Below are 26,350 nucleotides of genomic sequence, written 5' to 3' on the forward strand. Positions count from 1 at the left end.
ATGCAAGGTATCATTGCCGCCGTGCCGACCCCCGTGGATGCGCAGGGCGTGCCACAAAAGGCGCCGTTTCTTGAGCATTGCCGTTGGGCACTGGAGAACGGCTGTGACGCGCTCAACGTCTTGGGCTCGACCGGCGAAGCCAATTCCTTTGACGCGGCCACCCGCAAGGAGATTATGACCTGGGCGGCAGAGGCGTTTGACACTGCCCGCCTGATGGTTGGCACTGGCACGCCCGCGCTGGCGGAAACCCTCGCGCTGAGCGCGCATGCAGATGACGCAGGCTACGGCGTGGCGCTGGTCTTGCCGCCCTATTACTACAAGCCCGCCGACGAAGACGGGCTGTTTCGCTGGTATGAGGCACTGCACCATGGGCTGGGCAGGCGCCGGATCGAGATCTATTTCTACAATTTCCCGCAGATGACAGGGACCCCGCTGACGCCGCGCTTGATCGAACGGCTGCACCGCGCCTATCCCGAGCGCTTTACCGGCATCAAGGACAGTTCCGGCGATCTGGCCTATTGCCGGACCCTGACCACGGCCCTACCGGATTTCGCCGTCTTCCCCAGTTCCGAGACATCCCTGGCCGAGGCCGCAACCTCGGGCTTTGCGGGCTGTATCTCGGCCACGGTTAACCAAACCGCGCCGCTCTGCGCGCAGGTCTGGCGGGCGCGTGGCGCACCGAACGCCGAGACCATGGCGCGGATCGCCGCGCTTCGGTCCGCGATTGCCAGTGAGCCGCTGATCCCGGCGGTGAAATACCTTGTGGCACGGCGGACAACAGCGGGCCTCTGGGCCCAAACGCTGCCGCCTTTCACCTCTTTAACGGACGCCCAGACGGCCCGGCTGGATCAGATCGACCTGCCAATGCCCGCGCTGACCCATTGACCCAACAGACAGAAAGCAAAGCATATGACCAAACATGAAAATCTCTCCCATCTGGGCAAGCATGACAATCTGATCAACGGCACTTGGGTCAGCTTTGGCAACTACAAGGATAACGTAAACCCCTCTGACACCAATGACATCATCGGCAGCTACTCTTACGGCGATGCCTCCTCCGTTGAGCAGGCTGTCGAGGGCGCCAAAACTGCCCAAGACGCTTGGGCCGACAGCACCCCGCAGGCCCGCTATGATCTGTTGGACGCCGTCGGCAATGCCTTGGCCGCCCGCAAGGAAGAGTTTGGCCGTCTTCTGGCCCGCGAAGAGGGCAAGACCCTCGCCGAAGGCATTGGCGAAACCATGCGCGCCAGTCAGGTGTTCAAGTTTTTCGCCGGTGAAGCGCTGCGCCAGGTGGGCGATTTGCAAGCATCGGTCCGGCCAAACGTCGATGTCGAAGTGACCCGCGAACCGGTTGGTATTGTGGGGCTGATCACCCCATGGAACTTTCCGATCGCCATCCCCGCTTGGAAGATCGCCCCGGCGCTGGCCTATGGCAACTGCGTCATCATGAAGCCCGCCGACCTGACCCCCGGCTGCGCCCACGCCATTGCCGAGCTGCTGCAAGAAAACGGCTGCCCCCCCGGTGTCTTTAATCTGGTGATGGGGCGCGGCTCGTCCGTAGGCGAGGCCATCGTCACTCATCCTGATATCACGGCCATCTCCTTCACTGGCTCTGTCGGCACCGGAAATCACATTGCCGAGGTCTGCGGCAAGATGAAGAAGAAGGTGCAGCTTGAGATGGGCGGCAAGAACCCGATGGTCGTGCTGAACGACGCGGATCTATCCGTGGCCGTCTCAGCCTGTCTGAATGGCGCCTTTTTCTCTACTGGACAGCGCTGTACCGCCTCTTCGCGTCTGATTGTAGAAGCTGGGATTCACGACGAATTTGTGGCCGAAATGACCAAGCAAATGCAGGCGCTTAAGGTCGGGGATGCGCTTGACCCCGAGACCCAGATCGGGCCGGTGGTGGATGCAAAGCAACTCAAGTCGAACCTCGAATATGTCGCACTGGCCAAATCTGAGGCCGCCGAAGTGATCGGCGGTGAGCAGTTGGAGCGCGATATGCCTGGCTTCTATCAAGCGCCAGCGCTGTTTGTCGGCACCGATAATTCGATGCGCATCAACCGAGAGGAGATCTTCGGCCCCTGTGCGACGGTCATCAAAGTTGCCGATTTCGACGAGGCGCTGGCGGTGGCGAATGATACTGAATTTGGCCTCTCTGCCGGGATCTGCACCAGCAGTTTGAAACTGGCGCGCAGCTTCAAACGCCGTGTTGAAGCCGGCATGGTGATGGTGAACCTTCCGACCGCCGGGGTTGATTATCATGTACCGTTTGGGGGCCGCAAAGGCTCGTCCTTTGGGGCGCGCGAACAGGGACGCTACGCGGTGGAATTCTATACCACTGTGAAAACCTCCTATGTTTTCGCAGGCTGAACATGGCAGATCGCGCCACTTGGGACGCGAGATTTCTCCAGCTGGCGGAGGTAATCGCCGGTTGGTCGGAAGACCGCGACTTCCATGTCGGGGCGATAATCTTCGGGCCTGACCATCAAATCCGCGCGACGGGCTATAACGGCCTGCCGCGCGGCGTCGCCTCGAACGAGCCCGTCCGTTTCGATCGAGCGAGCGGGGAGAAGTTCTATTGGTTCGAACACGCTGAACGCAACGCAATCTATAACGCCGCTCGGATATGTCAGTGTCCGAATTTCGGGGAGTAGCTCATCATCGTCGGCCTCCTTGCCAGCGAACAGCGCCGACCTCCTTCGTGTTGAAGATCAGCAGATAACAAATCTAAGCTTACGCTAGTGTCCCAACTTCGGGCGGTAACTCATGGGGTTGTGTCTCTATACCAGTGATGTGCTTTCACACCTGATGCGGTGCCTGCGTCAGGCTGACCGACTATTGTCTGGCTTTACAAGTGCTTGCGGCCAGCGAACGCCGGGCAGGCTTTCAAAACCTGGCTTGGCGAACAACCAACCCTGCATCAAATCAATTCCAAGGTCGTAGAGACAGGAGAATTCGCCCTCAGTCTCGATGCCCTCCGCAACAACAATAATTCCAAGTTGCTCCAACATCGACACCACATGCCGCACAATCGTTTGCTTGACACTTGAGCTGTCAATCTCCCTGATCAGCTCAGCGTCGAGCTTCACAACATCTGGCTGGAACCGCGACAGCAGATCAAGCCCAGCATATCCGGCGCCAAAATCGTCAATCGCGGTCAAGAATCCAAGGCGGCGGTAGGTGTTGAGAATGTTCAGAAGATGCGGCACAGAAATGCGTTCGACCTCGGTGAACTCAAACATGATCTGCGAAAGCGGAAAGCCTGTCTTCTTGGCCGTTTCCAGTGTCAGGCGAATGCAGGCCTTTGGATCATAGACCGCGTTGGGCAGGAAATTGATCGACAACAGCGACCCAGTTTCACCAAGATCTAGACGACTGGCGTGTTCAATAGCGGTTTTTCGACATTTCTGGTCGAAGGCATAGAGGTTGTCATTGGTTACCTGCTCGAACACCTGGCCCGCGCCGCATCCATCTTGTCCCCGCACAAGTGCTTCATAGGCAAACACTTTTCCAGATCCAACGGAAACAATAGGCTGGAACGCCATCGAAATGGGGATTTCAAAGCCGTTACCGTTTCGACAAGCCTTACACTTTTCCAGATCAGCCACTGTAATTGCCTTCTTGCTTACTCCCGGTAGTTCTAAGTGCAAATTGTGAAAAAATTCTTTTTTGGGCAACAGTGCCTCCCAAAGACCATGCCAACCGCAACGCGGGATGGCTTGGGAAGAGGCGATGGCAGAGAGCTGCCACCGCCGGGGGGGAGGTCTAGAAAAAACCGAGCTTGTTTGGGTTGTAGCTCATCAGGATGTTTTTGGTTTGCTGGTAGTGATCCAGCATCATCTTGTGGTTTTCCCGGCCGATGCCGGACTGCTTGTAGCCACCAAAGGCGGCATGGGCCGGGTAGGCGTGGTAGTTGTTGACCCAGACGCGACCGGCCTCGATTGCGCGGCCAAAGCGGTAGCAGGTATTGGCATCGCGGGACCAGACGCCAGCGCCAAGCCCATACATGGTGTCATTGGCAATCGCCAAGGCTTCGGCTTCGTCCTTGAAGGTGGTGACCGAGACCACCGGGCCAAAGATTTCTTCCTGGAACACCCGCATCTTGTTGTGACCCTTGAGGATGGTGGGCTGGATGTAGTTGCCCCCGGACAATTCGCCATTGAAGCGCGCCGCGCCGCCGCCGGCCAGAACCTGTGCGCCCTCTTCGCGGCCAATGGTCAGGTAGGACAGGATCTTTTCCTGTTGCTCGGTGCTGGCCTGCGCCCCCACCATGGTTTCCGGATTGCGCGGGTCGCCTTGTTTGATGGCTTTGACCCGCTCAATGCAGCGCTCGATGAAGGCCTCGTAGATGTCTTCCTGGATCAGGGCACGCGAGGGGCAGGTGCAGACTTCCCCTTGGTTGAAGGCAAACAGCACAAAGCCTTCGACGGCCTTGTCCAGGAAAGCGTCATCCTTGGCCATCACATCAGAGAAAAAGATGTTTGGGCTTTTGCCGCCCAGTTCCAGCGTCACCGGGATCAGGTTGGCGGTCGCGGCCTCCATGATCTTGCGCCCGGTCGCGGTTGAGCCGGTGAAGGCGATCTTGGCGATGCGCGGGGAGCTGGCCAAAGGCGCACCGACCTCGGCGCCGTAGCCATTGACGATGTTCAGCACACCTGCGGGCAGATAGTCCGCCATGATTTCGGCCAGGATCATGATCGCAGCCGGGGTTTGTTCCGCAGGTTTCAGCACGATGCAGTTGCCCGCCGCCAGGGCAGGGGCCAGCTTCCAGGCCGCCATGAGAATAGAGAAGTTCCAGGGAATGATCTGGCCGACAACGCCCAGGGGTTCGTGGAAGTGATAGGCCACCGTGTCGGCGTCGATCTCGCTCATATTGCCTTCCTGGCCCCGCAGGACCCCAGCAAAATAGCGGAAATGATCAGCGGACAGGGGAATGTCAGCGGCCATGGTTTCGCGGATTGGTTTGCCGTTGTCCCAGGTTTCTGCCTGCGCCAGACGCTCTAGATTGGCATCAATGGCATCGGCAATTTTCAACAGCAGGTTGGAGCGCTCAGATGCTGAGGTCTTGCCCCAGCTGTCTTTGGCGGCATGGGCCGCATCCAGGGCCAAATCGACATCGGCGGCATCCGAGCGGGCGCATTCGGTGATTATTTCGCCGGTGATCGGGGTCACATTGTCAAAGTAGCGACCGTTTACAGGTGGGGTGAATTTACCGCCGATGAAGTTGTCATAGCGCGGTTTGAAAGGCGAGACATAGGTGCCTTTCTCGGTATGGGTCATGTCGTTCATTTGGTATCCTCCACAATTACCGGGACCTCCTCCCGGATTGCTCAGGACACTGCCCCTGCTGAGGGGCGCTTGTCTGCCAGCTGGAAAAGCCGGAGGACCAAAGGTGTCTCAGGAGTGAGACAGGTTGGCGATACTTTACTCCAAACCCAGCCGTTTCATTCGCCGATACAGCGTCGCGCGGCCAATGCCTAGCTGGCGGGCCGCCTGTGAGACATTGCCGTCAGAGCGCGCCAGTGCCCGCACCACTGCGGCGTGTTCGGCTTTTTCAAAGCCTGTGGGCCCGTCCTCGCGTCCAAGAATGTCAGCGGCGGGGCGGGGCGTCAGGGCGCCTGTCATCGCCAGACCAAACACCCGGCGGGCCTCGCGGGTGGCGCCGACAATCAGGTCATGGGCATCAACCGCCAACAGCGTCGCAGCCTCGGCATCGTCGCTTTCGGCAACAATTATGCGGGTGCGGTCATAGGCGGCGCGAAAATTGGCCTCCTCAATGGCCCGTGCGGTCTGGCAAACCTGGGCTGCGATCAGCCGGTTAAAGGCCTCTGTTTGATCGGCCCGGGCAGAGGAGACATCCAGCGCCGCCACAATCTGCCCCTCTGGCCCATAGATCGGGGCATCAATGCAGCTCATGGCAGTGTTTCGCGCATAGAAATGTTCGTCGCGATGGATAATCACCCGCCGCTGTTCTGTCAGGCAGGTGCCGATGCCATTGGTGCCTTCGCGCTCTTCGCTCCAATCGGCGCCGATGCACAGCCCCCAGGATTCAAAGACCGGGGCGTCTGCCTCGGCAACCCGCTGATCCAGAACCACCCCATCATCATCGGTCAACAGCACAGCGCAGCCGGACTGCCCAACCAGCGAGAACAGACTGTCCAGCCTTGGCGCTGATACGGTCATGAATGTCTCGAGCACTTCCTGCCGTTCGCGAAGGTGGGTGCTATCAATGCGTTCTGGCCCCCGGTTTTCAGCAGGGTCGAGTCCGTGTTTGTCTGCCGAACGTCTCCAGCTTGCCGCCAGCCTAGAGCGGGCAGCAGCCGAGGCGGAATTTGTGACGCCCAAGACTTTTTCAACATGTGCCAACTTGCCAAGCATGGTGCCTCCCCCCCCTCGGAATGTCGGAATTCTTTTATAAGCTACGTCAACTTGCCCGCCGCGACAATCTCTGTGCCCGCGGCTACATTTGAGCGGGGGAAAGGGGGGATTTGGCCTGCACGGATAGATTGCACATGGGGCGGGGGCTGGCCTTGCAAAAAATTGCCTCTGTCGAGTGAAACCGGAAATGTACTCTTGAAACGAAACGAGAGCAGTCGCATATTTTGAGTGCTTGTGTTTCTCTATGTCGACCTGCTGCCTCCGGAATAACGGCGTTCAGTCTTCGATCCAGACTCAACAACGCCGGGCTGTCGCACTCCTGCGGACAGCAATTTTTAGGGAGTATACGGAATGGCTACTGGCACCGTAAAATGGTTCAACTCTACCAAAGGCTTTGGCTTTATCGCGCCCGATGGCGGCAGCAAGGATGTGTTTGTGCACATCTCTGCGGTTGAGCGCTCTGGCCTGACTGGTCTGGCCGACAATCAAAAAGTGTCCTTCGACATCGAGCCCGGCCGGGATGGCCGTGAGGCTGCGGTCAATCTGGCACTGCTCTGACCTGATCCCCCACCAAGGGGTGAATACTGTGAAACGCGCTCTCTGGGAACAGGGGGCGCGTTTTGCTTTGAGCAGGCCATTCAGTGTCGGCGGGTTCAGCGCAGGCTGTTGATGTTCTGGATCAGCGATTCCCTAGCGCCAGAGATATGAAGCCGCGTCAGTTCGGCAGCTTGGGTGGCATTGCCGGCCAGGCAGGCCTCCCAGATGGCGATATGTTCTTGGTTGGCGCGTTCCATCCCGTTCGACATCACCAGTTGCGCCCGCAGGTAGCGGTCAATCCGGTCCATGGCATTGTCGATGACATCCAGATGGTATTGCAGCCCGCTGGCCCGGTAGAGGGTTGAATGGAAATCCCGGTTGAGATCTCCCCAGCTCATCGGGTCCGCCGAGGCCGAGAACGCCGCCCAGGAGGCGCGGGCGGTTTCGAGTGTTTCGGCCGACATCAAGGGCACGGCGCGGCGGATCACTTCGGGTTCGATCAAGGCCCGGAAATCAAATATTTCCTCGGCTTCGGTGGCAGAAAGCCCAGAAACAACAGCGCCTTTGTAGCGCTGGGTTTTGACCAGACCCTGTTCTTCCAGACGGGAGATCGCCTCGCGCACGGGGATTCGACTGGTGTTGAACAGCCGGGCAATTTCATCCTGGCGCAGGGGCTCCCCCTCTTTGACGTCGCCCTCGATGATGGCTTTGCGCAGGGCCTCAAACACGATTGAGGACGCCGAAGCGGTTTTTGAAATATCGACGGAATTCAACTTCATAGGGCACTCCTCCTGCAGTGTTCATAGCGCTATTTCCTTGCTGAGGAAAGTTGCGTAAGAAAATATATTGTAAATTGGATCCAATATGAAATAGAACGGCGCAGGCGCCACCACAGCAACTGCCGCTTTCCTGCTCCATTCACGGCCCTCAAGGCTGGTTCCAGAGCAGGGAAGGGGGCTTTGGTGCCTGTCACTCTTCGGCCGCAGAGGCTGGTTCTGAAAGGAAAAGACCATGAGCAAAAATATCTTCTCCGGCTGCATCCCGGCCCTGATGACCCCCTGTACTGCGGATCGCCGCCCGGACTTTGATGCGCTGGTGCGCTCGGGGCAGGAGCTGATTGCGGCAGGCATGTCGGCGGTGGTGTATTGTGGCTCGATGGGCGATTGGCCACTGCTGACGGATGCGGACCGCATGCAGGGTGTGGCGCATCTGGTGGCTGCCGGGGTGCCAACTATCGTCGGCACCGGCGCGGTGAACAGTAAACTGGCAGCAGCGCATGCCGCCCATGCGGCGGAGGTTGGCGCCCAGGGGCTGATGGTTATCCCGCGCGTTCTGTCACGGGGATCCTCCAGCGCTGCACAAAAGGCCCATTTCAAGGCGGTTCTTGCAGCGGCCCCGGACTTGCCGGCGGTGATCTACAACAGCCCTTACTACGGCTTTGCCACCCGGGCGGAGTTGTTCTTTGCTCTGCGCGCAGAGCACGCCAACCTGGTGGGATTCAAGGAATTTGGCGGCGCCGATGATCTGCGCTATGCGGCTGAAAACATCACCGGACATGATGACAGCGTCACTTTGATGATTGGGGTGGATACCACCGTTTTCCATGGTTTTGTGAACTGCGGTGCCGCCGGGGCCATTACCGGGATTGGCAACGCCCTGCCGCGCGAAGTGCTGCATCTGGTGGCGCTGTGTCAGCGGGCCGCTGCGGGCGATGTCGGGGCGCGGCAGCGGGCGAAAGAGCTGGAAGCGGCGCTTGGCGTGCTGTCGTCCTTTGATGAAGGACCGGATCTGGTGCTTTATTATAAACACCTCATGGTGCTGAACGGTGACAGCGCATACAGCCTGCACTTTAATGACAGCGACGCGCTCACCGAGAGCCAGCGCAGCTATGTCGAGACGCAATATACCCTGTTCAAGACATGGTATGCAGACTGGGCCCTGCAGTCCGATACTGCCGCCTGACCATGCGGGTGATCGACAGTCACACCGCCGGAGAACCCACGCGTGTGATCCTGAGCGGTGGCCCGGAGCTTGGATCCGGGTCGCTGGCGGAGCGCGCCGCAAGGTTGTGGCGAGACCACAGCGAATTCTGCGCCTCTGTCCTGCTGGAGCCGCGCGGTCACGACGCCATGGTGGGGGCGCTGTTGCTGCCTCCACAGGACCGGGACTGTGTCGCGGCGGTGATCTACTTCAACCCGGCTGGCACTCTGGGCATGTGTGGCCATGCCACCATTGGTGTGCTGGTGACGCTGTACCATTTGGGACGAATTGATCTGGGCCTGCACCGGCTTGAAACCCCGGTCGGGGTGGTCGAGGTGGACCTGATTTCCCCAAATCGGGCGGTGGTGGAAAATGTCGCCAGCTATCGCCAGTCCAAATCCGTCTCGCTAGAGCTGCCAGGGCTGGGGGGGATCATCGGGGATGTCGCCTGGGGCGGCAATTGGTTTTTTCTCACCCCTGATTGCCCGGTGGCCCTGGAGGCGGCAAACATCGCAGCGCTGACCACAGCGGCCCTGGCTATTCGCGACGCCCTCTGGGTGGGTGGGATTACCGGGGCCAGGGGCGCCAGGATCGATCATGTGGAATTTATCTCTGCGCCACAATCCCCCCAAAGCCATGGGCGCAACTTTGTGCTGTGCCCCGGAGGGGCCTATGATCGTTCGCCCTGCGGGACCGGCTGTTCTGCCAAACTGGCCTGTCTTGCCGAGGATGGCCTGCTGGAACCAGGAACCGCCTGGATTCAAGAGAGCATCATCGGCAGCACTTACACCCTCAGGTATCGCCGCAATGGCGCGGGTCAGGTGATCCCACAGATCGAGGGCGCGGCGCATGTCACCGCTGACACAACCCTGATTTTTGCAGAAAACGACCCCTATCGCAGCGGCATTCAGCTCTGAAAACAGGTCAAAACTCAAAGGACATATGACTATGGACTACACAAATCTGATTGCCGGTAGCTGGGAAAACACCAGTGATGGCTGCGCCAATGTAAACCCGTCGGATATTACCGACGTTATTGGCATGGCGGCACTCAGCGAGACCGCCGACATGGATCGCGCCGTTGCCAGTGCCCGAACTGCCGCCGCCGATTGGGCGCAGGCCACGCCGCAGATGCGCTTTGACGTGCTGGATTTCATCGGCAGCGAGATCCTGGCCCGCCAGGCTGAGCTGGGGCAGCTGTTGTCACGCGAAGAGGGCAAGACCCTCCCCGAAGGCATTGGCGAGGCAGCGCGTGCGGGACAGATCTTTAAATTTTTTGCCGGCGAATGCCTGCGCCAGACCGGTGATCGCTTGGCCTCGGTCCGCCCCGGTGTCGAGGTCGATGTGACCCGCGCGCCGGTGGGAGTTGTCGGACTGATCACACCATGGAATTTCCCCATCGCCATCCCCGCCTGGAAGATTGCGCCGGCTCTGGCCTATGGCAATGCCGTGGTGCTAAAGCCCGCCGAGCTCACCCCCGGCTGTGCCTGGGCCCTGGCGGAAATCATCTCGCGCTCTGGACTGCCTGAAGGTGTGTTCAACATCGTCTTTGGTAAGGGGGCAAGTGTCGGCCAGCATCTGGTGGACCACCCTGATGTCGATGCGGTGTCCTTTACCGGCTCGGTGCCGACGGGCCGCGCAATTGCGTCCTCCTGTGCCAAGACCCTGAAAAAGGTGCAGCTGGAAATGGGCGGCAAAAACCCCATGGTGGTGCTGGATGATGCTGATCTGGATCTGGCGGTTGCGGCCTGTCTGAACGGGGCCTTCTTCTCCACTGGCCAGCGCTGCACCGCCTCGTCCCGTTTGATCGTTACCGAGGGCATCCATGATCGGTTTGTCGCCGCCTTGACCACCGCGATGCAGGGGCTGAAAGTTGGAAATGCGCTGGAGGCGGGCATTCAGATGGGGCCAGTGGTGGATGCGCGACAGCTGGAGCAGAACCTGTCCTATCTGAAGATCGCAGCTGACGAGGGCGGCACTGTCATTGGTGGGGAGCGCCTGACTCTGGCGCAGGAGGGCTTTTACATGGCGCCTGCCTTGGTGAGTGAGACCAGCAACGACATGCGCATCAACCGCGAAGAGGTTTTTGGCCCGGTGGCCTCGGTCCTGCGGGCGCGCGACTATAATGAGGCGCTGGCGCTGGCCAATGACAGCGCCTTTGGTCTGAGCGCAGGAATTTGCACCACCTCGCTGAAACAGGCGAGCCATTTCAAGGTAAATGCTGAAGCGGGCATGGTGATGGTCAATCTGCCCACCGCCGGGGTGGATTACCACGTGCCCTTTGGCGGCAGCAAAGGATCCAGCTATGGCGCCCGCGAACAGGGCTCTTATGCTGCTGAATTCTACACGCGGGTAAAGACGGCCTATACACTGCCCTGACATCGCGAGATAACCCCACTACAGGCACCGGGATGTGCCTGTAGTGATTTGGCACAACGTGAGAGGCATCCGATGGGCAAAGCGGCGGCGACAAAAGCGTCTTCTCAGGGTAGCATGACGATTGCTGTGATTGGTGCTGGCATTGTCGGGGTGAGCACTGCGTTGCGCCTGCAAAGTCTCGGCCATCAGGTGACGATCTATGATCGCAAAGGGCTGGCAGCAGAGGCGTCGGCGGGCAATGCCGGGGCCTTTGCCTTTAGTGAAATCATTCCACTGGCGACGCCGGGGATGATGCGCAAGGCCCCCAAATGGCTGCTGGATCCCATGGGGCCGTTGTCGATCCCGCCGCGCTATGCCCTGCAGCTGGCGCCCTGGCTGCTGCGGTTCTGGCGGGCCAGTTGGCGCGATCGTTACACCGCGTCCATGGCGGCGCAATCGGCGTTGATGGGGCTGGCACGGGCGGCGTTGGAGCGTCAGATCAGCGATGCGGATGGCGAATTTCTGATCCAGCGCGATGGCCAGTTGCAACTGTTTGAGGGCGAAAAACAATACCGGGCCAGCCTGCCAGCCTGGGAGGCCCGTGGTCAGGCCGGTATTCGCTATGAGCTGCTGCAAAATCCGGATGAAATCGCCGAGATACAACCGGGATTGAGCCGACAATTCACCCATGCTGGCTATACGCCGGACTGGATAAACACGGTGGACCCAAAGACCTGGTGCGAATACCTGGCCGGGCAGTTCATGGCGCGCGGTGGTCGTATCGAGGTTCAGGAAGTCAAAGGGCTGAGTGCGGACCGGGGGTCGGTCTCGCTGGATTTGGGCAGTCACAGGGTTACCCCGGACCGCGTGGTCCTTGCCGCCGGCGCCTGGTCACATCAGTTGGCACGGGGCCTCGGGGATGCGCTGCCGCTGGAAACCGAACGCGGCTATAACACCACCCTGCCTGCCGGGGCCTTTGACCTTAGAACCCATGTGACCTTTGGCAGCCACGGATTTGTTGCCAGCCGGATCAATGGCGGCGTGCGTATTGGCGGCGCGGTAGAGCTGGGCGGCTTGAAACTGCCGCCCAATTTCAAACGCGCTGATGTGCTGCTGAAAAAGGCCTGCCGCTTTATGCCGGAGCTGGATTGCACGAGCGGCACCCAGTGGATGGGGTTCCGTCCCTCCATGCCCGACAGCCTGCCGGTGATTGGCGCCTCCTCCGCTTCAGATGCGGTGATCTATGCCTTTGGCCATGGTCATCTGGGCCTCACCCAATCGGCGGCGACGGCGGAATTGGTGGCGGACCTGGTGATGGCCCGCCCACCTGAAATCTCGCTTGCGGCGTTGTCCCCGCAACGGTTCTAACCGGTGTAATAGATGGTCTTTAGGCCGCGCTCAGGCGGCCTGTTCCTGCACAAACTCCAGGGATTGTTCCAGATCCTGCAGGATATCAGCGACATTTTCCAATCCGGCAGACAGCCGCACCAGGCCTTCGGTGATGCCATGTTCGGCACGCTCATCCGGCGTATAGGTGGAATGGGTCATTGAGGCTGGGTGCTGGATCAGCGTTTCCGCATCCCCCAGCGACACTGCGCGGGTGATCATTGTGAGCCGGTTCATCATCGCCCGCCCCGCGGGCAAGCCGCCTTTTAGTTCAAAGGCAATCATGCCGCCGGGTAGGGCCATCTGGCGACAGGCCAGGTCATAGTGATCAAAGCTGGGCAGGCCGGGGTAGTGAACTGTGGCCACGGCCGGATGTGCCTCTAGCCAATCGGCGATTTCGGCGGCGGTGCTGCTGTGGCGCTCCATCCGCAGCGCCAGGGTTTTCAGCCCGCGCAGGACCAGCATCGCATTAAACGGCGCCATGACGGCTCCGGTCATGTCTTTCATACCAGTAAGGCGGATCTCCTGGATTTGTTCGGCCCGCCCGACCAGCAACCCGGCGACAACGTCCCCATGACCGCCAAGATACTTGGTGGCAGAATGCAGCACCAGATCGGCGCCCAGCTCAATCGGGCGGGTCAGATAGGGGGTGGCATAGGTGTTATCCACCACAACGGTTGCGCCATGGGCATGGGCAATGCGGCTGGCGCCGGCAATATCAACCAGCCGCATATTGGGGTTGGCCGGGGTTTCAAAATAGACCACGCGAGTCTGTGGGCTGATCGCCGCCTGCAGCTGGTCCAGATCTGTCATGTCCACATGGGAAACGGTGATGCCAAATTTCTGCAACCCGTGCCGCATAAAGGCAAAGGTGCAGCCATAAAGCGTTTTGTCCACAAGGATTTCGTCACCGGGGCTGAGCAGGGTCCAGAGCGTCGAGGTGATTGCCCCCATGCCTGACGACAGCGCCAATCCGGCCTCGGCACCTTCGAGCGTGGCAAGGCGTTGCTCCAACAGATCCAGGGTAGGGTTGGAGATGCGGGAATAGATATGGCCGGGGCGGTCGCCAGCAAACATTTCGCCACCGCTTTCGGCCGTTTCAAACGCAAAGGTCGAGGTGAGATGCAGCGGCGGCGTCAAGGCGCCCTCATTGGCCTGTGCATCATAGGCGTGATGAATTGCGCGGGTGGCAAAGCCGGGCGTGGTGTCGGTAGGGTGGGTCATCGCAGGCTCCTGTCGCGGGTCTGGCGCTATGATGCCCTTGTTATTTCGTGATGAAATTGCGATTTATGCCATGATTTTGGTATCTACTGGCAGAATCTGCCAATATTTCGAGGTTGGAGGCTGATTTGGCGACATTGGATCAAAAAGACCGGCAGATTATCCGAACCCTGCAACGGGACGGGCGGATGTCTAATCAGGATCTGGCCGAGGCGGTCAACCTGTCGCCATCCCCCTGTTTGCGGCGGCTGCGGAATTTGGAAAAATCTGGGGTGATCGCCGGGTTCTCCGCCCGCGCAAATGCCAAGCTGTATGGTTTGGGCATGGAGATCTTTGTGCGGATCCGGCTGGAGCGGCACCACCAGGAGGTGGTGCAGACCTTTGAGCGTCAGGTCCTGGCGATGCCGGAAGTGCTGGAATGCCACATGATGACCGGGCAGGTTGACTATCAATTGCGGGTTCTGGTGGCGGGGCTGGATGCCTATGAGCATTTTATCCGCAACAAGATCCATCCTATCGGCAGGGTGGGATCAATTGAGACCAGTTTTGTCTATGGCACAGTCAAGCAAACGGCGGTGTTTCCCGACCTCGGATAGGCATCATGGGCGCCTGGGCAGGATCGTCGTGGTGTGTGCCGCATGGGACAGCGCCTAACGTCCGGCAGGGATAAAGCTGCCTTGCAGGATATTGCGACCTGCCGCTGAGCTGCTGGGGGCAGCGTTGCGGCTGGCCATGCGTTCGAGATTGACAATTGTCGAGAGCATCAGCCGATCATGGCTCCAGTCGCCGGGGCGTTGCATCAGCATGGCGGTGGCCAGGACCGATGCGATCATCAGGCCTGATACCATGGCCCAGCCAAAGCCGGTTTCTCCATGGGTTTGTTGGGCGGTCACCGCAATGATGCGTTGTTGCAGCGTTGAATCGCGACGGGTTTCGCGCCGATCCACCAGGGCAACAGCCGGGCTGCGGCGGGTAAAGAAAACGCGTTCCTGCGCAGCCTGGGCACAGGCGCGGATCAGGCATTCGCAATAGGCGCGGATATCCAGGCCGGGGCGCGCCATCAAGGCCTGATCACAGGCAAATTCGCGCAGATGCCGGACCTCGCGGCGCCACAGGTAAAAAGCGGGGTTCCAGAACAATAGCGGCCGCAGCAGCTCCAGCAGGACCTCGCATTCGATATCGCGCTGGCGGAAGTGCTGTAGCTCATGGGCCAGGGTCAGTTTCAGATCCTGCGGCTGGCTCAGCAGTGCCGAGGGCAGCACCACATAGCGGCTGAACAGCCCGCGGGTCGAATAGGCAACCGGGGTTTCGTCAGAGATCAGGATCTGGGTGGCGCCAATGTTTTTCCAGATAAAGCTGCGCTTAAGCGCCCGGCGCAGGCGATAGATCGAGGAGGCCAGTTGGGCGGCACAGATCATCCCGCCGATGGCGAGCGCCGTGGTCAATAGCCGGGTCCAGAGCAGTTGCTGGGAGGAGAGCACCCGCACGGTGTCTTCGCGCAGGCCCAAGAGGGTTTCAAAGCTGCTGGCGCTCATACTGACATTGCCCTGCAGAAACTGCGACACCAGAAGATCGGAGAGATTGGGCGGATGGGCCATCACCAGATGGGTAAAGGCAAACATCATAAAGGGCGACAGCGCCAGCAGCAGGGTGAGGACATTCATCAGCCGCAGCTGCGCCCCAAAGGCATGGGCAAGATGAGAGTGAGACAGAAGTTTCCGCGCCGCCAGCCAAAGCAGGGTACCTGCAAGCACCAGAAGATTGAGATCCAGATAGCTATTGATCAGCGCGTCAGTTTCCATTGTCCCCCAACCTTTCGTTCAGCAGCGCCCGCATCTCAACGAGCATGTCGTCGGTAACTTCTTCATCGTCAACAAGACGGGCGACCAGGGCCGCGGGCGTGTCGTTGAACAGCTTGCTCGAAAGGTTTTTCAGAGAGGTTTTTTGATACTCTGCTTTGGGAATGGCGGGGCGGTAGATCAGCGAACGGTCTGCCCTTTCGCTGCTAAGAAAGCCCTTTTGTTCCATGATTTTAAGCACAGTCGCCACCGAGGTATAGGCGCGTTCCTGTGCCTGGTTCAGCACCGCAAGGATATCCCTGACAGTACCGCCCCCGGTTGCCCAGACGACGGTCATGAATTCAAGCTCAACCTCGGTTAGCAGTGAATTGTCCTGTTTCTTGCGCATGTCGTCTGATGTCCGGTCCATTTTGGTCTTTCAGCAATGCTAGTGGAAAGGGGGGAGTTTGAAAACTATTTCTTTAGCAGACCTGGGCACCATGGATCCAAGCCAGATGTTGGCTCCATCTGGGCGTTGCCAAATTGAGCGCTTCCGCGCGCCTATTACTGCCAGAGGCGGGGTGATACATCAGTCTAGGCCGGCGAGATTGGGGCGTGCTGTTGTAGGTTGGCTGAGATGGCCTGAAGGGGCAGGACTGCCCTTCAGGCCGTTCGCAATTTTGTTCAGGCTTGCGCGTCAAGGGCAGGCCGCTGACGCGGGGCCTTTGGCCCCCTTGACCCGCACCTCCCAAAGGGGCGGTGTTACACCTTCCAGAAGGTGAAGATGCCCCAGAGAATGGCCAGCCCCAGCGGGTACCAAAGCGGCATGCCGACCAATCCAAGCCAGGCGAGGAAGATGTAACTGGTGCCCAACAGGGTGATGAACAAACGGTCCCCACGGGTGGTGGAGAGCCCCAGCACACCTTTGCGCAGGTCGCCGCCGGGGGAGCGGATTTCCAGCAGCACAAGCACCCCGATGGCAGAGAAAATACCGATAAAAACCAGAGCAGTGGGCCAGGTCCAGGCCATCCATGACAGCATTATACTCTCCCCATCGCAAAACCTTTTGCGATATAGTTGCGGACGAACCAGATCACGATGGCCCCCGGAATGATTGTCAATGTGCCCGCTGCTGCCAGCAGACCCAGCTCATAGCCGGCACTTGAGGCGGTTTTGGTCATGGTGGCAGCGATAGGTTTTGCGGCCACCGCTGTCAGGGTCTTGGCCAGCAAGAGCTCGACCCAGGAGAACATGAAGCAGAAGAAGGCGGCAACGCCGACCCCGGCCTTGATCGACGGAATAAAGATGGTGGCGAAGAAACGCGGGAAGGAATAGCCGTCTACATAGGCGGTCTCGTCCAGCTCCTTGGGGATGCCGCCCATGAAGCCTTCTAGAATCCAGACCGCCAGCGGGATATTGAACAGGCAATGGGCCAGGGCCACCGCCAGATGGGTGTCAAAGATCCCCACCGCCGAATAGAGCTGAAAGAAGGGCAGGGCAAAGACTGCCGCCGGCGCCATCCGGTTGGTGAGCAGCCAGAAGAACAGCTGTTTGTCGCCTAAAAAGCGATAGCGCGAGAAGGCATAGGCCGCCGGCAGTGCCACGGCCACCGAAATCACCGTGTTGATGCTGACGTAGAGGATCGAGTTGATGTAGCCCCAGTACCAGGTGGGATCGGTAAAGATGGTGGCGTAGTTTTCCAGCGTGAAGGTCTGCGGGAACAGCGAGAAGCCCGAGAGGATCTCATTGGTGGTCTTAAAGCTCATCGCGACGAGCCAGTAGATCGGCAGCATCAGGAAGAGGATGTAGACAATGGGGATGATAAAGCGTTTTTGCATTTCTCAAACCCTCCTTAGTTCAGGTCGTCTTTGGTCATCAGCGTGTAAAACAGCCAGGAGACCAGAAGCGTGATTGCAAAGTAGATGAGCGACATGGCGGCGGCGGGGCCGAGGTCAAACTGACCCAGGGCGATTTTCACCAGATCAATCGACAACAGCGTGGTGGAGTTGCCGGGGCCACCACCGGTCAGCACAAAGGGCTCGGTGTAGATGTTGAAACTGTCCATGAACCGCAACAGGATGGCGATGGTGAGGACGGTTTTCATCTTGGGCAGCTGGATAAACCGGAACACAGCCCAGTTGGAGGCGCCGTCGATTTTGGCCGCCTGGTAATAGGCATCGGGGATCGATACCAGGCCGGCATAGGCCAAGAGCACCACCAGCGAGGTCCAGTGCCAGACATCCATGGTGACGATGGTCACCCAGGCCGCCAGCGGGTTCTGGGTCATGTCATAAGAGATGCCCAGCACGTGGTTGAGGAAATAGCCAAGCAGGCCAATGTCCGGCAGGGTAAAGATGTTCCACATGGCGCCCACCACGTTCCAGGGGATCAGCATCGGCAGCGCCATAGTGACCAGACAGACCGGCACCCAGAAGCCTTTGCGCGGCATCGACAGGGCGATAATAATGCCCAGCGGCACCTCGATAATCAGGATCAGGAAGGTAAAGAGAAACTGTCGTCCCAGGGCGGCGTGAAAACGATCAGAGCGCAGGATCTGTTCGAACCAATCCAGGCCCTGCCAGAAAAACACATTGTCGCCAAAGGTTTCCTGCACCGAGTAGTTCACCACGGTCATCATCGGGATCAGCGCGTTAAAGGCCACCAGCACCAGCACGGGCAGCACAAAGAACCAGGCTTTTTGATTTTCGGTTTTCATTGTGCCGCCTCCGCTGCGGTGTCGGGGGTGGTGGCCAGCCAGCCATCCACATAAAGCCGGGTTTGGTCACGCCGAAAATCGAGATGCACCGGGCTGCCAACTGCAGGTCCTGCGCCCTCGATCACGGCATTGATGCGGCTGCCATTGGCCTGGCATTCCACCACTGTATGCCGCCCCACATCCGAGACTTTGGTCACTGTTGCGGCCAGGCCGGTGTCCGCCAGCGAGACAAACTCTGGCCGGATGCCGATTTCTGTTTTGCCATTGGCCTCGCCTTGGATTGGGCCTTCCAGCGCGATGGTCTGGTCGGCAAAATGGGCAGATCCTGCCTGCAGTTCGCAGGGGAGGATGTTCATCCCCGGTGAGCCGATGAAGTGGCCGACGAACGTATGGGCGGGGCGGTCAAACAACTCGACAGGCGTGCCGATCTGCACCACTTCGCCGTCCTGCATCACCACCACCTGATCAGCGAAGGTCAACGCCTCTGTCTGATCGTGGGTGACATAGATCATCGTGGCCTTGACGCGCTGGTGCAGTTCTTTCAGCTTTGAGCGCAGCTTCCATTTCAGATGCGGGTCGATTACCGTCAGGGGTTCGTCAAACATCACCACATTGACGTCTTCGCGCACCAGCCCACGCCCCATGGAGATCTTTTGTTTGTTGTCGGGGGACAGGCCGGCGGCCTTTTGGTCCAGCATTTCAGTGACTTCGAGCATCTCAGCAATGGCCATCACCCGGTCACGCACGGTGTCCTCATCCCGGCCGCGGTTGCGCAAAGGGAAGGCGAGATTGTCGTAGACCGTCATGGTGTCGTAGATCACCGGGAACTGGAACACCTGGGCAATGTTGCGCTGATCCGGCGGCAGGGCGGTGACGTCCTGGCCGTCAAACAGGATCTGGCCCTCCGAGGGCACCAACAGGCCGGAGATGATGTTGAGCAGGGTGGATTTGCCACAGCCCGAAGGGCCAAGCAGCGCATAGGCGCCGCCGTCGCTCCAATCCAGGTCAATCTCCTTTAGCGCATAGTCTGACGGGGATTTGGGGGCGGGCATATAGCTGTGTCGCAGCTTGGAGAGTGTAATTTTTGCCATTTTCCTGAACCTCAGGCTGCGCGGGAGCCATCGGGTGCAAAGAAGTAGCACGCCGAAGGGTCCATGTAGAAATCATGCATTTCGCCAATCTCGTAGGGGTGCACCCCCGCCGACAGGGATACCCAGTTGGCGTGGGCTTCGCCGCCTGCGGTGCCGCCAAGGCCAAGATCGAAATGCGCAGAACTTTCCGAGCCTGACAGCTCGGTCACCTGTACACGGCCATCAAGGCGCACAGTGGCCTTTTTGCTGGCGCTGGGCAGGACGTGATAGGGGCGGATGGCAAGGGAATAGGCGCCATCGCTCAGCCCGGCGGCGGTGCCGCTCAGCTGCCAGCTCACCCGGTCTCCCATGCGGGCGGTGGTGCCTTCTTTGATCACCGTGGCGGTATTGATTGGCGGGTCAGAAAAAACCCGCGCCGCATCCAGATTGCCGGGGTTGCGGTAGATTTCAGCGGTGGGGCCAAACTGGGTGACGCGCCCGTCGCGCATCAAGGCGGTTTTGCCGCCCAGCAACAGCGCCTCTTCGGGTTCCGAAGTGGCATAGACCACCACGGCGCCACGCCCGGCAAACAGCTCGGGCAGCTGGTCACGCAGCTCTTCGCGCAGTTTGTAGTCAAGGTTGGCGAGCGGCTCGTCCAGAAACACCGCGCGGCTTTCCTTGGCAATGGCCCGGGCCAGGGCGCAGCGCTGTTGCTGGCCGCCGGACAACTCATGTGGGCGGCGGTGCAGCATCGGCTCCAGCTTCAGGATTTTGGCGGCTTCCGCGACACGATCCGCGATCTCGGACTTCGCCATTCCAACCACTTTCAGCGGCGAGGCGATATTCTCGTAGACCGTCATATGCGGGTAGTTGATGAAAAACTGGTGCACCAGACTGATGTTGCGTTTCTGGGTGCTCAGGCGGGACACATCCTCGCCCTCCATCAGCACCTGACCGCTGGCCATCGGGTCCAGCCCGGCCATCAGCTTGATAAGGGAGGTCTTGCCCGAACCGGTGGCGCCCAACAGGACGTTGAAGTGACCGGGTTCCAGCATCAAGGATGTCTCCTTGATATGGGTGACCGCGCCGACGCGCTTGGTCACGTTTCTTAATTCTAGTGCCATCGTTATTTAACTTTCCGGCAACCGGCCCTGCAGCAAAACTGACAGGGGCCGTGTCTGTACGTAGCGGGGGAGAAAGAGCCCCGAAGCAGTGTAAGAACACCGTTCCGAGGCAAAGTGTCGGGCCAGAGGCCAAAGGGGATCAGGCCCGACGTGGAGGAGCGGTTACTGCGAGGCCCAGCGGGCGACCAGCTCGTCGTAGTTGACGGTCTGACCAGCAGGTTTTTCGTTCTCCAGCGGTGGCTTGGCGCCGCCATTGGCATACCACCACTCAGTGTCTTTTTCCTCATTCAGACGCGGACCGCAGCCGCCGTAGATCTCAGCCTGCTCGTCTGCACGCTGCATCCGGGCCATGGTGATGTCCATTTCTTCGGCCAGACGGTTCATCGCTTCCTGCGGGGTAAAGGCCCCCGAGTTCACGTCACCAATCTGCTGCCACCAGATCTGGGCAAGCTTTGGATAGTCAGGCACGTTCACACCGGTTGGCGACCAGGCCACACGATCCGGCGAGCGGTAGAATTCTACCAGACCGCCCAGGTTTTCAGCCCGCTCCGAGAAGCTCTCGTGGTTGACCGAGCTGTCCCGAATGAAGGTCAGACCCACGTGGGACTTTTTCACGTCGACAGTTTTGGACACAACAAACTGAGCATAAAGCCAGGCTGCCTGCGAGCGCTCCAGTGGCGTCGATTTGAGGAAGGTCCAGGAACCGACGTCCTGATAGCCAACCTTCTGGCCTTCTTCCCAGTAGGGGCCGTGCGGGCTAGGCGCCATCCGCCACAGCGGCTTGCCTGCTTCGTCGACGGTGTTGTTGCCTTCGGACTGCGGCTTTACCATATCGGCGGTAAAGGCGGTGTACCAAAAGATCTGCTGGGCAACATTGCCCTGCGCAAGCGCGGGCAGAGACTGGTAAAAGTCATAAGACGCGGCACCGGGAGGTGCATATTTGCGCAGCCATTCGTCCCATTTGCGGATCGCATAGACCGCAGCCGGACCGTTTGCAGCGCCACCACGGGTGACAGAGGCGCCAACCGGGTTACAGGTTCCGGCCTCCATGCGGATGCCCCATTCGTCGATTGGCACGCCGTTTGGCTCACCCTTGGACCCGGCACCGGCCATCGACAGCCAGGCATCGGTCATCCGCCAGCCAAGATCCGGCGCGCGTTTGCCGTAATCCATATGGCCGTAGATCGCTGTACCGTCGATTTCTTTGACGTCTTCGCTAAAGAATTCGGCGATGTCCTCATAGGCGGACCAGTTGACCGGAACCCCCAGATCATAGCCGTATTTTGCCTTGAAGGCCTCTTGCAGATCGGCGCGGTCGAACCAGTCTTTGCGGAACCAATACAGGTTGGCAAACTGCTGGTCGGGCAGCTGATACAGATCCCCATCGGGACCGGTGGTGAACTGGGTGCCCATAAAGTCATCCAGATCCAGGCCGGGGTTGGTCACCGACTTGAAATCACCCGCCATCATATCCGTCAGGTTATGGGCCAGTTGCAGCCGCGAGTGGGTGCCGATCAGATCCGAGTCATTGACATAGGCATCATAAAGATTGCGCTGTGTCTGCATCTGGGTCTGCACCGCCTGCACCACTTCACCTTCGCCGAGGATCTGGTGATTGACCTTGATCCCGGTGATTTCTTCAAAGGCTTTGGTCAGAACTTCCGACTCATAAGAATGCGTCGGGATGCCCTCGGAGAGCACGTTGATCTCCATACCTTTGAAGGGCTCGGCGGCGGTGATAAACCACTGCATCTCGCTCATCTGTTCGTCTTTGGTCAGGACCGAGGGCTGAAACTCCTCATCGATCCACTTAACTGCGGCTGCTTCATCGGCATAAACCGCCTGTCCCGCAGCCACGGCGCATACCGCTGCTGCGGACAAAAGATACCTGCGCATCTTTTTCCTCCCTAAAAGTCTGTAAGGCCAGCTACGCTCTCTCGCATCTGACTGGTATTTAGCTTTCATATAGGCGTCATAGTTGTCAAACTAAAAATTTAGTTTTACCTTATCTCGTTGAAAATAATGTATTTTTAATGACCATTTTTTGATCCATCAAACCCACGATAGTGACGTCTTTGGGCGCAAGGCCTGCGGCGAGTCTTTGCCGCGATGCGGCAAACAGACCCTTGGCTTTGATCGGAGAGAGGGGAAAATAGCCATCGCCCAGAGGGGCAAACCGGGGTAAGAGAGCCGGATGAGCGATATAGACACATTCGAGATCTTTCTGACCGCAGCCCCAGGGCTGGAGGCTGCGCTGCTAGCTGAGGTGCGCGAGGCTGGCTTTGCCGCTGCCAAATCCGTGCCCGGTGGCGTCACCGTGCAGGGGGACTGGCGCGAGGTCTGGCGCGCCAACCTGTGCCTGCGGGGCGCTGCCCGTGTGCTGGCCCGCATTGGGGAGTTTCGCGCCTTTCATCTGGCCCAGCTGGACAAGCGCGCGCGCAAGTTCCCCTGGGGTGAGGTGCTGCGCAAGGACGTGCCGGTCAAGGTGGAGGTCACCACCAACAAAAAGTCCAAGATCTACCATGCCGGCGCCGCCGCGCAGCGGGTGGAAAAGGCGCTGGTTGAAAGCTTTGGCGCCACCCTGTCAAAAGAGGCAGCGCTGACGTTGAAGCTGCGGATCGACGACAACATGTGCCAGTTCAGTGTCGATACATCAGGCGAGGGGCTGCACAAACGCGGCCATAAATCCGCCGTTGGCAAGGCGCCGATGCGGGAAACCCTGGCAGCGCTGTTTCTGCGCGACTGTGGCTTTGACGGGCGCGAGCCGGTGGTCGACCCCATGTGTGGCTCTGGCACCTTTGTGATTGAGGCGGCAGAAATTGCCCTGGGCCTGGTGCCGGGGCGCAGCCGCAGCTTTGCCTTTGAACAGATGGCCAGCTTTGACGCCGCGGCCTATGCGGCGCTGAAAGCAGAGCTGACACCGCAGGAGGTGGATGTCTCGGCGCTGCATTTCTATGGATCTGACCGCAACGCCGGTGCGGTTGAGATGGCAACCGCCAATGCCGAACGTGCCGGGGTGGCGGCTATCACGCAGTTCAGCCACCACGCGGTCAGCGATCTGATGCCGCCCGATGGACCAGCGGGGCTGGTGATAGTCAACCCGCCCTATGGGGCGCGGATTGGCAACAAGAAACTGCTTTTTGCGCTTTATGGCGCGCTGGGCAAAACTCTGATGGAGCGCTTTTCCGGTTGGCGGGTTGGCATTGTCACCAGCGAGACCGGGCTGGCCAAGGCAACGGGGCTGCCGCTGTTGCCCCTGGGGGCGCCGGTGGCCCATGGCGGGCTGAAAATCCGCCTGTTCAAAACTGCTCCCCTGCGCTGAACGGGCGCTTTTGCTCAAGAAACGCAACGGCTTCTGCAACTGTGACGTGGGGATTCTCTTTACCCGTGGCAGTGGGGCAGGGATGTTGGCCGCAGCTATGCCGACAGCAATGATGCCGGGCACACTGTCGGGCGTCAGGTCGAGCAATAGGCCGAGCAACAGGGGGCAGGACAGCCATGACAACACAACCCACGCAGGGGCATGATGGCCCTTATCCAGCACCCATTGTGGCGACAGAACGCTCAGTTTTGCCAGAGTGGATCGACTACAATGGCCATATGAACGTCGCCTATTATGGTCTGGCCTTTGATAATGCGATTGATCAGATGTTTGATAACCACATAGGCAATGGCGAGGCCTATGTGCGTGCGGCCGCCCAGGGCATGTTTGTGCTGCAGTCGAATATGCAATTCCTGCAGGAGCTGCGGCTGGGGCAGGTCTTCTCGGTCAGTTTTCAGCTTATTGATCACGACACCAAGCGGCTGCATTTTTGGTCAGAAATTCTGTTGGACGGGCAGGTCTGCGCCACCCAGGAAGTCCTGGCGATGCATGTTGACCTGACCAGCAAACGTTCGGCTGTGTTTCCCGACTGGCTGCAGGCGCGCTTGGCGCAGTTGCAGGCGGATCACGCCGCGCTTGCGCGTCCCGAACGGCTGGGGGCCACGCTCGGCATTCGCCGGGGCTGAGTGTCGCAGACCTGATCAGTTATGAGCGTTTTGCAGGGCCGTTTGGTACAGTGAAAGAGCAGGCACAAATAGCAAAGGGGGCGCAGTGATGCGCCCCCTTTGGCAGTGATGTGATCCTGTCAGGTGCTAGACCAGACAGTCGGCTTCCACCGCTTCATCTTCTTGACAGTCCTCTGGCAGATCGTCGACCGGCTGGTTCATCAGCGCCATGATCTCTGCGAAGACAGAGTTGTCATCGTCTTCGCCACCGTCGTCGCTGCCTGTTGGGGCAGTATTGGCTGCGTACCAGGACTCCAACCCTGCATCTGATACACCGCCATTGGCATAGCTGCTGCTATCAGAGGCCGCCGCTGCCGGGTCATAGCCGCCAGACAGCACATCCTGGCTGCCATCCGGGTTGCTCACAACCAGCGAGATTGAGCTGAGGTCGATGTCATCCAGGGTCAGGCCAGCATCTGACCAGAGCGTGAAGTTGGCATTGTTCACCGTGCCATCTGTGCTGTCGGGTGCCTGACCAAACTGCACCATTCCGTCGTAGTTCTCCGGCACTGTAAGACCATCGTCCAGGGTGTTGACAGAGTTGGCCTCTGCCAGGTGGCCGGTAACAGGAATAGCGTTTTCATCCGGGGAGAAATTCAATCCCGGCACATCAGAATCATCGTTCATGTTGAAGAACATGCCGTCGATATCCGCCACTTCACCATCATAGGAGGTGGGTTGCAGGTTGATGAACAGCTGTCCCTGAGGAGTCTGGGTGACTTCCACGGTGACGCTGGGATCTCCATTGCCGCCGACTTCAAAACTAAGGGTGGTTTTGCCGTCGCTACCGCCGTCACCGCCGCCGTTATCGCCGCCAGTCCCTGTACCGCCGGTTCCCGAACCGCCAGTCCCCGAACCGCCAGTCCCAGACCCACCAGTGCCACAACCGCCCGTACCGGAGCCGCCCGTACCTGAGCCACCTGTACCGGATCCAGCTGTCCCGGAGCCGCCCGTACCGGAGCCACCTGTACCGGAGCCACCTGTACCGGAGCCGCCCGTACCGGAGCCGCCTGTACCAGATCCACCTGTGCCAGATCCACCTGTGCCAGATCCGTTTTCATCCTCGTCGCGATGCTGCCACCACTTTTTGCCCCACCGGCCATGACCGCCATGGCCCCCGTGGCCACCGCCGAAACCACAGCCCTGATCGCCCGTGCCACCAGTGCCTGAGCCACCGGTACCGGATCCAGCTGTCCCGGAGCCGTTGTTGTCGTCGTCGCGGTTTTGCCACCACTTCTTGCCACCGTGGTCGCGGCCGCCGTGGCTGCCTCCGGTGCCTGACCCGCCAGTGCCGGATCCATGTTCGTCTTCGTCCCGCTGCCAATGTTTGCGACCGCCATGGCGGCCAAAGTGATTGGAGAGTTTGTCGCTATACCAGCGGTCAAATCCGCCATCGCGCACACCGCCGTCATGGTAGCTTTTGCTTTGGCAGGCGCTGTGCCCACCCCATGCCGAGCGCCCACCGCCCCAACCAGAAAAATGTCCCCAGCTCATACTTAACACCTCTTAACACAATGTCGCTCGATGCCGCCGTGACCCCACGTGGCACGCATCCCGTGAAATTAGAATAGCTGTGGGTTTGAGCCAAATTTTCGCCGCATTTTTGGCAAATTTGATCCATTGCCGCGTAAATCCGGAAACAATGCAATAGAGGCGCGCCCAACTGTTGCAAGAAACGCCAAGGCAAAGTGAGTCGCGCTAGCACGGGGCGGCAAAGGTCCCCTCCAGCCCAAGGCGGTGAGAGCGGTATAC

At 59.5% G+C, this 26,350-nt stretch carries 25 protein-coding genes; 11 read left to right on the forward strand and 14 right to left on the reverse strand.

The window, feature by feature from the left end:
* From QZ268_RS02310 to QZ268_RS02320, 3 genes are read left to right on the forward strand one after another with little or no spacing between them, the layout of a single operon-like run.
* The gene (locus QZ268_RS02310) at positions 1–885 is read left to right on the forward strand and encodes a dihydrodipicolinate synthase family protein (protein ID WP_295447411.1); all 885 of its coding nucleotides are present in this window, start codon (positions 1–3) and stop codon (positions 883–885) included.
* Positions 886–909: 24 nt separating this feature from the next.
* The gene (locus QZ268_RS02315) at positions 910–2,373 is read left to right on the forward strand and encodes an aldehyde dehydrogenase family protein (RefSeq protein ID WP_295447413.1); all 1,464 of its coding nucleotides are present in this window, start codon (positions 910–912) and stop codon (positions 2,371–2,373) included.
* A 2-nt stretch (positions 2,374–2,375) separates the two neighbouring features.
* Entirely contained in the window at positions 2,376–2,657 is a 282-nt protein-coding gene (locus QZ268_RS02320; protein ID WP_295447415.1) for a hypothetical protein, read from the forward strand.
* Between the two features lie 168 nt (positions 2,658–2,825).
* Here QZ268_RS02320 and QZ268_RS02325 read toward each other — a convergent pair whose 3' ends face one another.
* The 3 genes from QZ268_RS02325 to QZ268_RS02335 form a co-directional block, all read right to left on the reverse strand.
* On the reverse strand, positions 2,826–3,611 hold the full coding sequence (locus QZ268_RS02325) for an EAL domain-containing protein (protein WP_295447417.1): 786 nt from the start codon (positions 3,609–3,611) through the stop codon (positions 2,826–2,828).
* Between the two features lie 157 nt (positions 3,612–3,768).
* Positions 3,769–5,292 carry an aldehyde dehydrogenase family protein gene (locus QZ268_RS02330; RefSeq protein ID WP_295447419.1) on the reverse strand — a complete coding sequence of 508 codons (1,524 nt, stop codon included), beginning with the start codon at positions 5,290–5,292 and terminating at the stop codon, positions 3,769–3,771.
* Between the two features lie 135 nt (positions 5,293–5,427).
* On the reverse strand, positions 5,428–6,381 hold the full coding sequence (locus tag QZ268_RS02335) for a helix-turn-helix domain-containing protein (protein WP_295447421.1): 954 nt from the start codon (positions 6,379–6,381) through the stop codon (positions 5,428–5,430).
* A 351-nt stretch (positions 6,382–6,732) separates the two neighbouring features.
* Between QZ268_RS02335 and QZ268_RS02340 the strand changes: the two genes are divergently transcribed.
* Entirely contained in the window at positions 6,733–6,939 is a 207-nt protein-coding gene (locus QZ268_RS02340; protein ID WP_027239253.1) for a cold-shock protein, read from the forward strand.
* Positions 6,940–7,034: 95 nt separating this feature from the next.
* On the opposite strand, the gene QZ268_RS02345 is transcribed toward QZ268_RS02340, so the two are convergent.
* Entirely contained in the window at positions 7,035–7,697 is a 663-nt protein-coding gene (locus QZ268_RS02345; protein ID WP_027239254.1) for a GntR family transcriptional regulator, read from the reverse strand.
* A 232-nt stretch (positions 7,698–7,929) separates the two neighbouring features.
* Between QZ268_RS02345 and QZ268_RS02350 the strand changes: the two genes are divergently transcribed.
* From QZ268_RS02350 to QZ268_RS02365, 4 genes are all read left to right on the forward strand, one after another.
* On the forward strand, positions 7,930–8,880 hold the full coding sequence (locus tag QZ268_RS02350) for a dihydrodipicolinate synthase family protein (RefSeq protein WP_295447425.1): 951 nt from the start codon (positions 7,930–7,932) through the stop codon (positions 8,878–8,880).
* Between the two features lie 2 nt (positions 8,881–8,882).
* On the forward strand, positions 8,883–9,815 hold the full coding sequence (locus QZ268_RS02355) for a proline racemase family protein (protein WP_295447915.1): 933 nt from the start codon (positions 8,883–8,885) through the stop codon (positions 9,813–9,815).
* A 31-nt stretch (positions 9,816–9,846) separates the two neighbouring features.
* Entirely contained in the window at positions 9,847–11,277 is a 1,431-nt protein-coding gene (locus tag QZ268_RS02360) for an aldehyde dehydrogenase family protein (RefSeq protein WP_295447427.1), read from the forward strand.
* Positions 11,278–11,391: 114 nt separating this feature from the next.
* The gene (locus QZ268_RS02365; RefSeq protein ID WP_295447429.1) at positions 11,392–12,624 is read left to right on the forward strand and encodes an FAD-dependent oxidoreductase; all 1,233 of its coding nucleotides are present in this window, start codon (positions 11,392–11,394) and stop codon (positions 12,622–12,624) included.
* A gap of 30 nt (positions 12,625–12,654) precedes the next feature.
* On the opposite strand, the gene QZ268_RS02370 is transcribed toward QZ268_RS02365, so the two are convergent.
* Positions 12,655–13,866, reverse strand: a complete 1,212-nt coding sequence (locus tag QZ268_RS02370) for a methionine gamma-lyase (RefSeq protein ID WP_295447431.1) — start codon at positions 13,864–13,866, stop codon at positions 12,655–12,657.
* Between the two features lie 134 nt (positions 13,867–14,000).
* Here QZ268_RS02370 and QZ268_RS02375 point away from each other — a divergent pair, with 134 nt between their 5' ends.
* Positions 14,001–14,459 (forward strand): Lrp/AsnC family transcriptional regulator, encoded by a 459-nt coding sequence (locus tag QZ268_RS02375; RefSeq protein ID WP_295447918.1) that lies wholly within the window; start codon positions 14,001–14,003, stop codon positions 14,457–14,459.
* A 54-nt stretch (positions 14,460–14,513) separates the two neighbouring features.
* Here QZ268_RS02375 and QZ268_RS02380 read toward each other — a convergent pair whose 3' ends face one another.
* The 8 genes from QZ268_RS02380 to QZ268_RS02415 form a co-directional block, all read right to left on the reverse strand.
* The gene (locus QZ268_RS02380) at positions 14,514–15,665 is read right to left on the reverse strand and encodes a M56 family metallopeptidase (RefSeq protein ID WP_295447433.1); all 1,152 of its coding nucleotides are present in this window, start codon (positions 15,663–15,665) and stop codon (positions 14,514–14,516) included.
* Positions 15,655–16,071, reverse strand: coding sequence for a BlaI/MecI/CopY family transcriptional regulator (locus QZ268_RS02385; RefSeq protein WP_295447435.1), 417 nt, complete (start codon positions 16,069–16,071; stop codon positions 15,655–15,657). Before QZ268_RS02385 ends, QZ268_RS02380 begins: the two co-directional genes overlap by 11 nt.
* Before the next feature lie 332 nt (positions 16,072–16,403).
* On the reverse strand, positions 16,404–16,682 hold the full coding sequence (locus QZ268_RS02390; protein ID WP_295447437.1) for a DUF2160 domain-containing protein: 279 nt from the start codon (positions 16,680–16,682) through the stop codon (positions 16,404–16,406).
* Positions 16,682–17,479 carry a carbohydrate ABC transporter permease gene (locus QZ268_RS02395; RefSeq protein ID WP_295447439.1) on the reverse strand — a complete coding sequence of 266 codons (798 nt, stop codon included), beginning with the start codon at positions 17,477–17,479 and terminating at the stop codon, positions 16,682–16,684. The genes QZ268_RS02390 and QZ268_RS02395 overlap by 1 nt, the downstream gene beginning before the upstream one ends.
* A gap of 14 nt (positions 17,480–17,493) precedes the next feature.
* Positions 17,494–18,357 (reverse strand): sugar ABC transporter permease, encoded by an 864-nt coding sequence (locus QZ268_RS02400; RefSeq protein ID WP_232404591.1) that lies wholly within the window; start codon positions 18,355–18,357, stop codon positions 17,494–17,496.
* Positions 18,354–19,448, reverse strand: coding sequence for an ABC transporter ATP-binding protein (locus QZ268_RS02405; RefSeq protein WP_295447443.1), 1,095 nt, complete (start codon positions 19,446–19,448; stop codon positions 18,354–18,356). The genes QZ268_RS02400 and QZ268_RS02405 overlap by 4 nt, the downstream gene beginning before the upstream one ends.
* An 11-nt stretch (positions 19,449–19,459) precedes the next feature.
* Entirely contained in the window at positions 19,460–20,551 is a 1,092-nt protein-coding gene (locus QZ268_RS02410; RefSeq protein WP_295447445.1) for an ABC transporter ATP-binding protein, read from the reverse strand.
* Positions 20,552–20,713: 162 nt separating this feature from the next.
* A complete protein-coding gene (locus tag QZ268_RS02415; RefSeq protein WP_295447447.1) occupies positions 20,714–22,447 on the reverse strand; it encodes an ABC transporter substrate-binding protein in 1,734 nt (577 codons plus the stop codon).
* Between the two features lie 298 nt (positions 22,448–22,745).
* Here QZ268_RS02415 and QZ268_RS02420 point away from each other — a divergent pair, with 298 nt between their 5' ends.
* Positions 22,746–23,873: a class I SAM-dependent RNA methyltransferase gene (locus QZ268_RS02420; protein WP_295447449.1), complete on the forward strand. Its 1,128-nt coding sequence runs from the start codon at positions 22,746–22,748 to the stop codon at positions 23,871–23,873.
* Between the two features lie 176 nt (positions 23,874–24,049).
* Positions 24,050–24,559, forward strand: coding sequence for a thioesterase family protein (locus QZ268_RS02425; RefSeq protein WP_295447451.1), 510 nt, complete (start codon positions 24,050–24,052; stop codon positions 24,557–24,559).
* A gap of 126 nt (positions 24,560–24,685) precedes the next feature.
* Here the strand turns inward: QZ268_RS02425 and QZ268_RS02430 are convergent, their stop codons facing one another.
* A complete protein-coding gene (locus tag QZ268_RS02430; protein WP_295447453.1) occupies positions 24,686–26,092 on the reverse strand; it encodes a hypothetical protein in 1,407 nt (468 codons plus the stop codon).
* Between the last annotated feature and the right edge of the window lie 258 nt (positions 26,093–26,350).

Source organism: uncultured Pseudophaeobacter sp. (genome assembly GCA_905479575.1).
Lineage (GTDB): Bacteria > Pseudomonadota > Alphaproteobacteria > Rhodobacterales > Rhodobacteraceae > Pseudophaeobacter.

Bases quoted from the DNA above. Each gene is read 5' to 3' on its own strand.
- QZ268_RS02310 (WP_295447411.1), top strand. From the start codon at position 1: ATGCAAGGTATCATTGCCGCCGTGCCGACCCCCGTGGATGCGCAGGGC.
- QZ268_RS02315 (WP_295447413.1), top strand. From the start codon at position 910: ATGACCAAACATGAAAATCTCTCCCATCTGGGCAAGCATGACAATCTG.
- QZ268_RS02320 (WP_295447415.1), top strand. From the start codon at position 2,376: ATGGCAGATCGCGCCACTTGGGACGCGAGATTTCTCCAGCTGGCGGAG.
- QZ268_RS02330 (WP_295447419.1), bottom strand. From the start codon at position 5,292: ATGAACGACATGACCCATACCGAGAAAGGCACCTATGTCTCGCCTTTC.
- QZ268_RS02335 (WP_295447421.1), bottom strand. From the start codon at position 6,381: ATGCTTGGCAAGTTGGCACATGTTGAAAAAGTCTTGGGCGTCACAAAT.
- QZ268_RS02340 (WP_027239253.1), top strand. From the start codon at position 6,733: ATGGCTACTGGCACCGTAAAATGGTTCAACTCTACCAAAGGCTTTGGC.
- QZ268_RS02345 (WP_027239254.1), bottom strand. From the start codon at position 7,697: ATGAAGTTGAATTCCGTCGATATTTCAAAAACCGCTTCGGCGTCCTCA.
- QZ268_RS02350 (WP_295447425.1), top strand. From the start codon at position 7,930: ATGAGCAAAAATATCTTCTCCGGCTGCATCCCGGCCCTGATGACCCCC.
- QZ268_RS02355 (WP_295447915.1), top strand. From the start codon at position 8,883: ATGCGGGTGATCGACAGTCACACCGCCGGAGAACCCACGCGTGTGATC.
- QZ268_RS02360 (WP_295447427.1), top strand. From the start codon at position 9,847: ATGGACTACACAAATCTGATTGCCGGTAGCTGGGAAAACACCAGTGAT.
- QZ268_RS02365 (WP_295447429.1), top strand. From the start codon at position 11,392: ATGACGATTGCTGTGATTGGTGCTGGCATTGTCGGGGTGAGCACTGCG.
- QZ268_RS02370 (WP_295447431.1), bottom strand. From the start codon at position 13,866: ATGACCCACCCTACCGACACCACGCCCGGCTTTGCCACCCGCGCAATT.
- QZ268_RS02380 (WP_295447433.1), bottom strand. From the start codon at position 15,665: ATGGAAACTGACGCGCTGATCAATAGCTATCTGGATCTCAATCTTCTG.
- QZ268_RS02385 (WP_295447435.1), bottom strand. From the start codon at position 16,071: ATGGACCGGACATCAGACGACATGCGCAAGAAACAGGACAATTCACTG.
- QZ268_RS02390 (WP_295447437.1), bottom strand. From the start codon at position 16,682: ATGCTGTCATGGATGGCCTGGACCTGGCCCACTGCTCTGGTTTTTATC.
- QZ268_RS02395 (WP_295447439.1), bottom strand. From the start codon at position 17,479: ATGCAAAAACGCTTTATCATCCCCATTGTCTACATCCTCTTCCTGATG.
- QZ268_RS02400 (WP_232404591.1), bottom strand. From the start codon at position 18,357: ATGAAAACCGAAAATCAAAAAGCCTGGTTCTTTGTGCTGCCCGTGCTG.
- QZ268_RS02405 (WP_295447443.1), bottom strand. From the start codon at position 19,448: ATGGCAAAAATTACACTCTCCAAGCTGCGACACAGCTATATGCCCGCC.
- QZ268_RS02410 (WP_295447445.1), bottom strand. From the start codon at position 20,551: ATGGCACTAGAATTAAGAAACGTGACCAAGCGCGTCGGCGCGGTCACC.
- QZ268_RS02415 (WP_295447447.1), bottom strand. From the start codon at position 22,447: ATGCGCAGGTATCTTTTGTCCGCAGCAGCGGTATGCGCCGTGGCTGCG.
- QZ268_RS02420 (WP_295447449.1), top strand. From the start codon at position 22,746: ATGAGCGATATAGACACATTCGAGATCTTTCTGACCGCAGCCCCAGGG.
- QZ268_RS02425 (WP_295447451.1), top strand. From the start codon at position 24,050: ATGACAACACAACCCACGCAGGGGCATGATGGCCCTTATCCAGCACCC.
- QZ268_RS02430 (WP_295447453.1), bottom strand. From the start codon at position 26,092: ATGAGCTGGGGACATTTTTCTGGTTGGGGCGGTGGGCGCTCGGCATGG.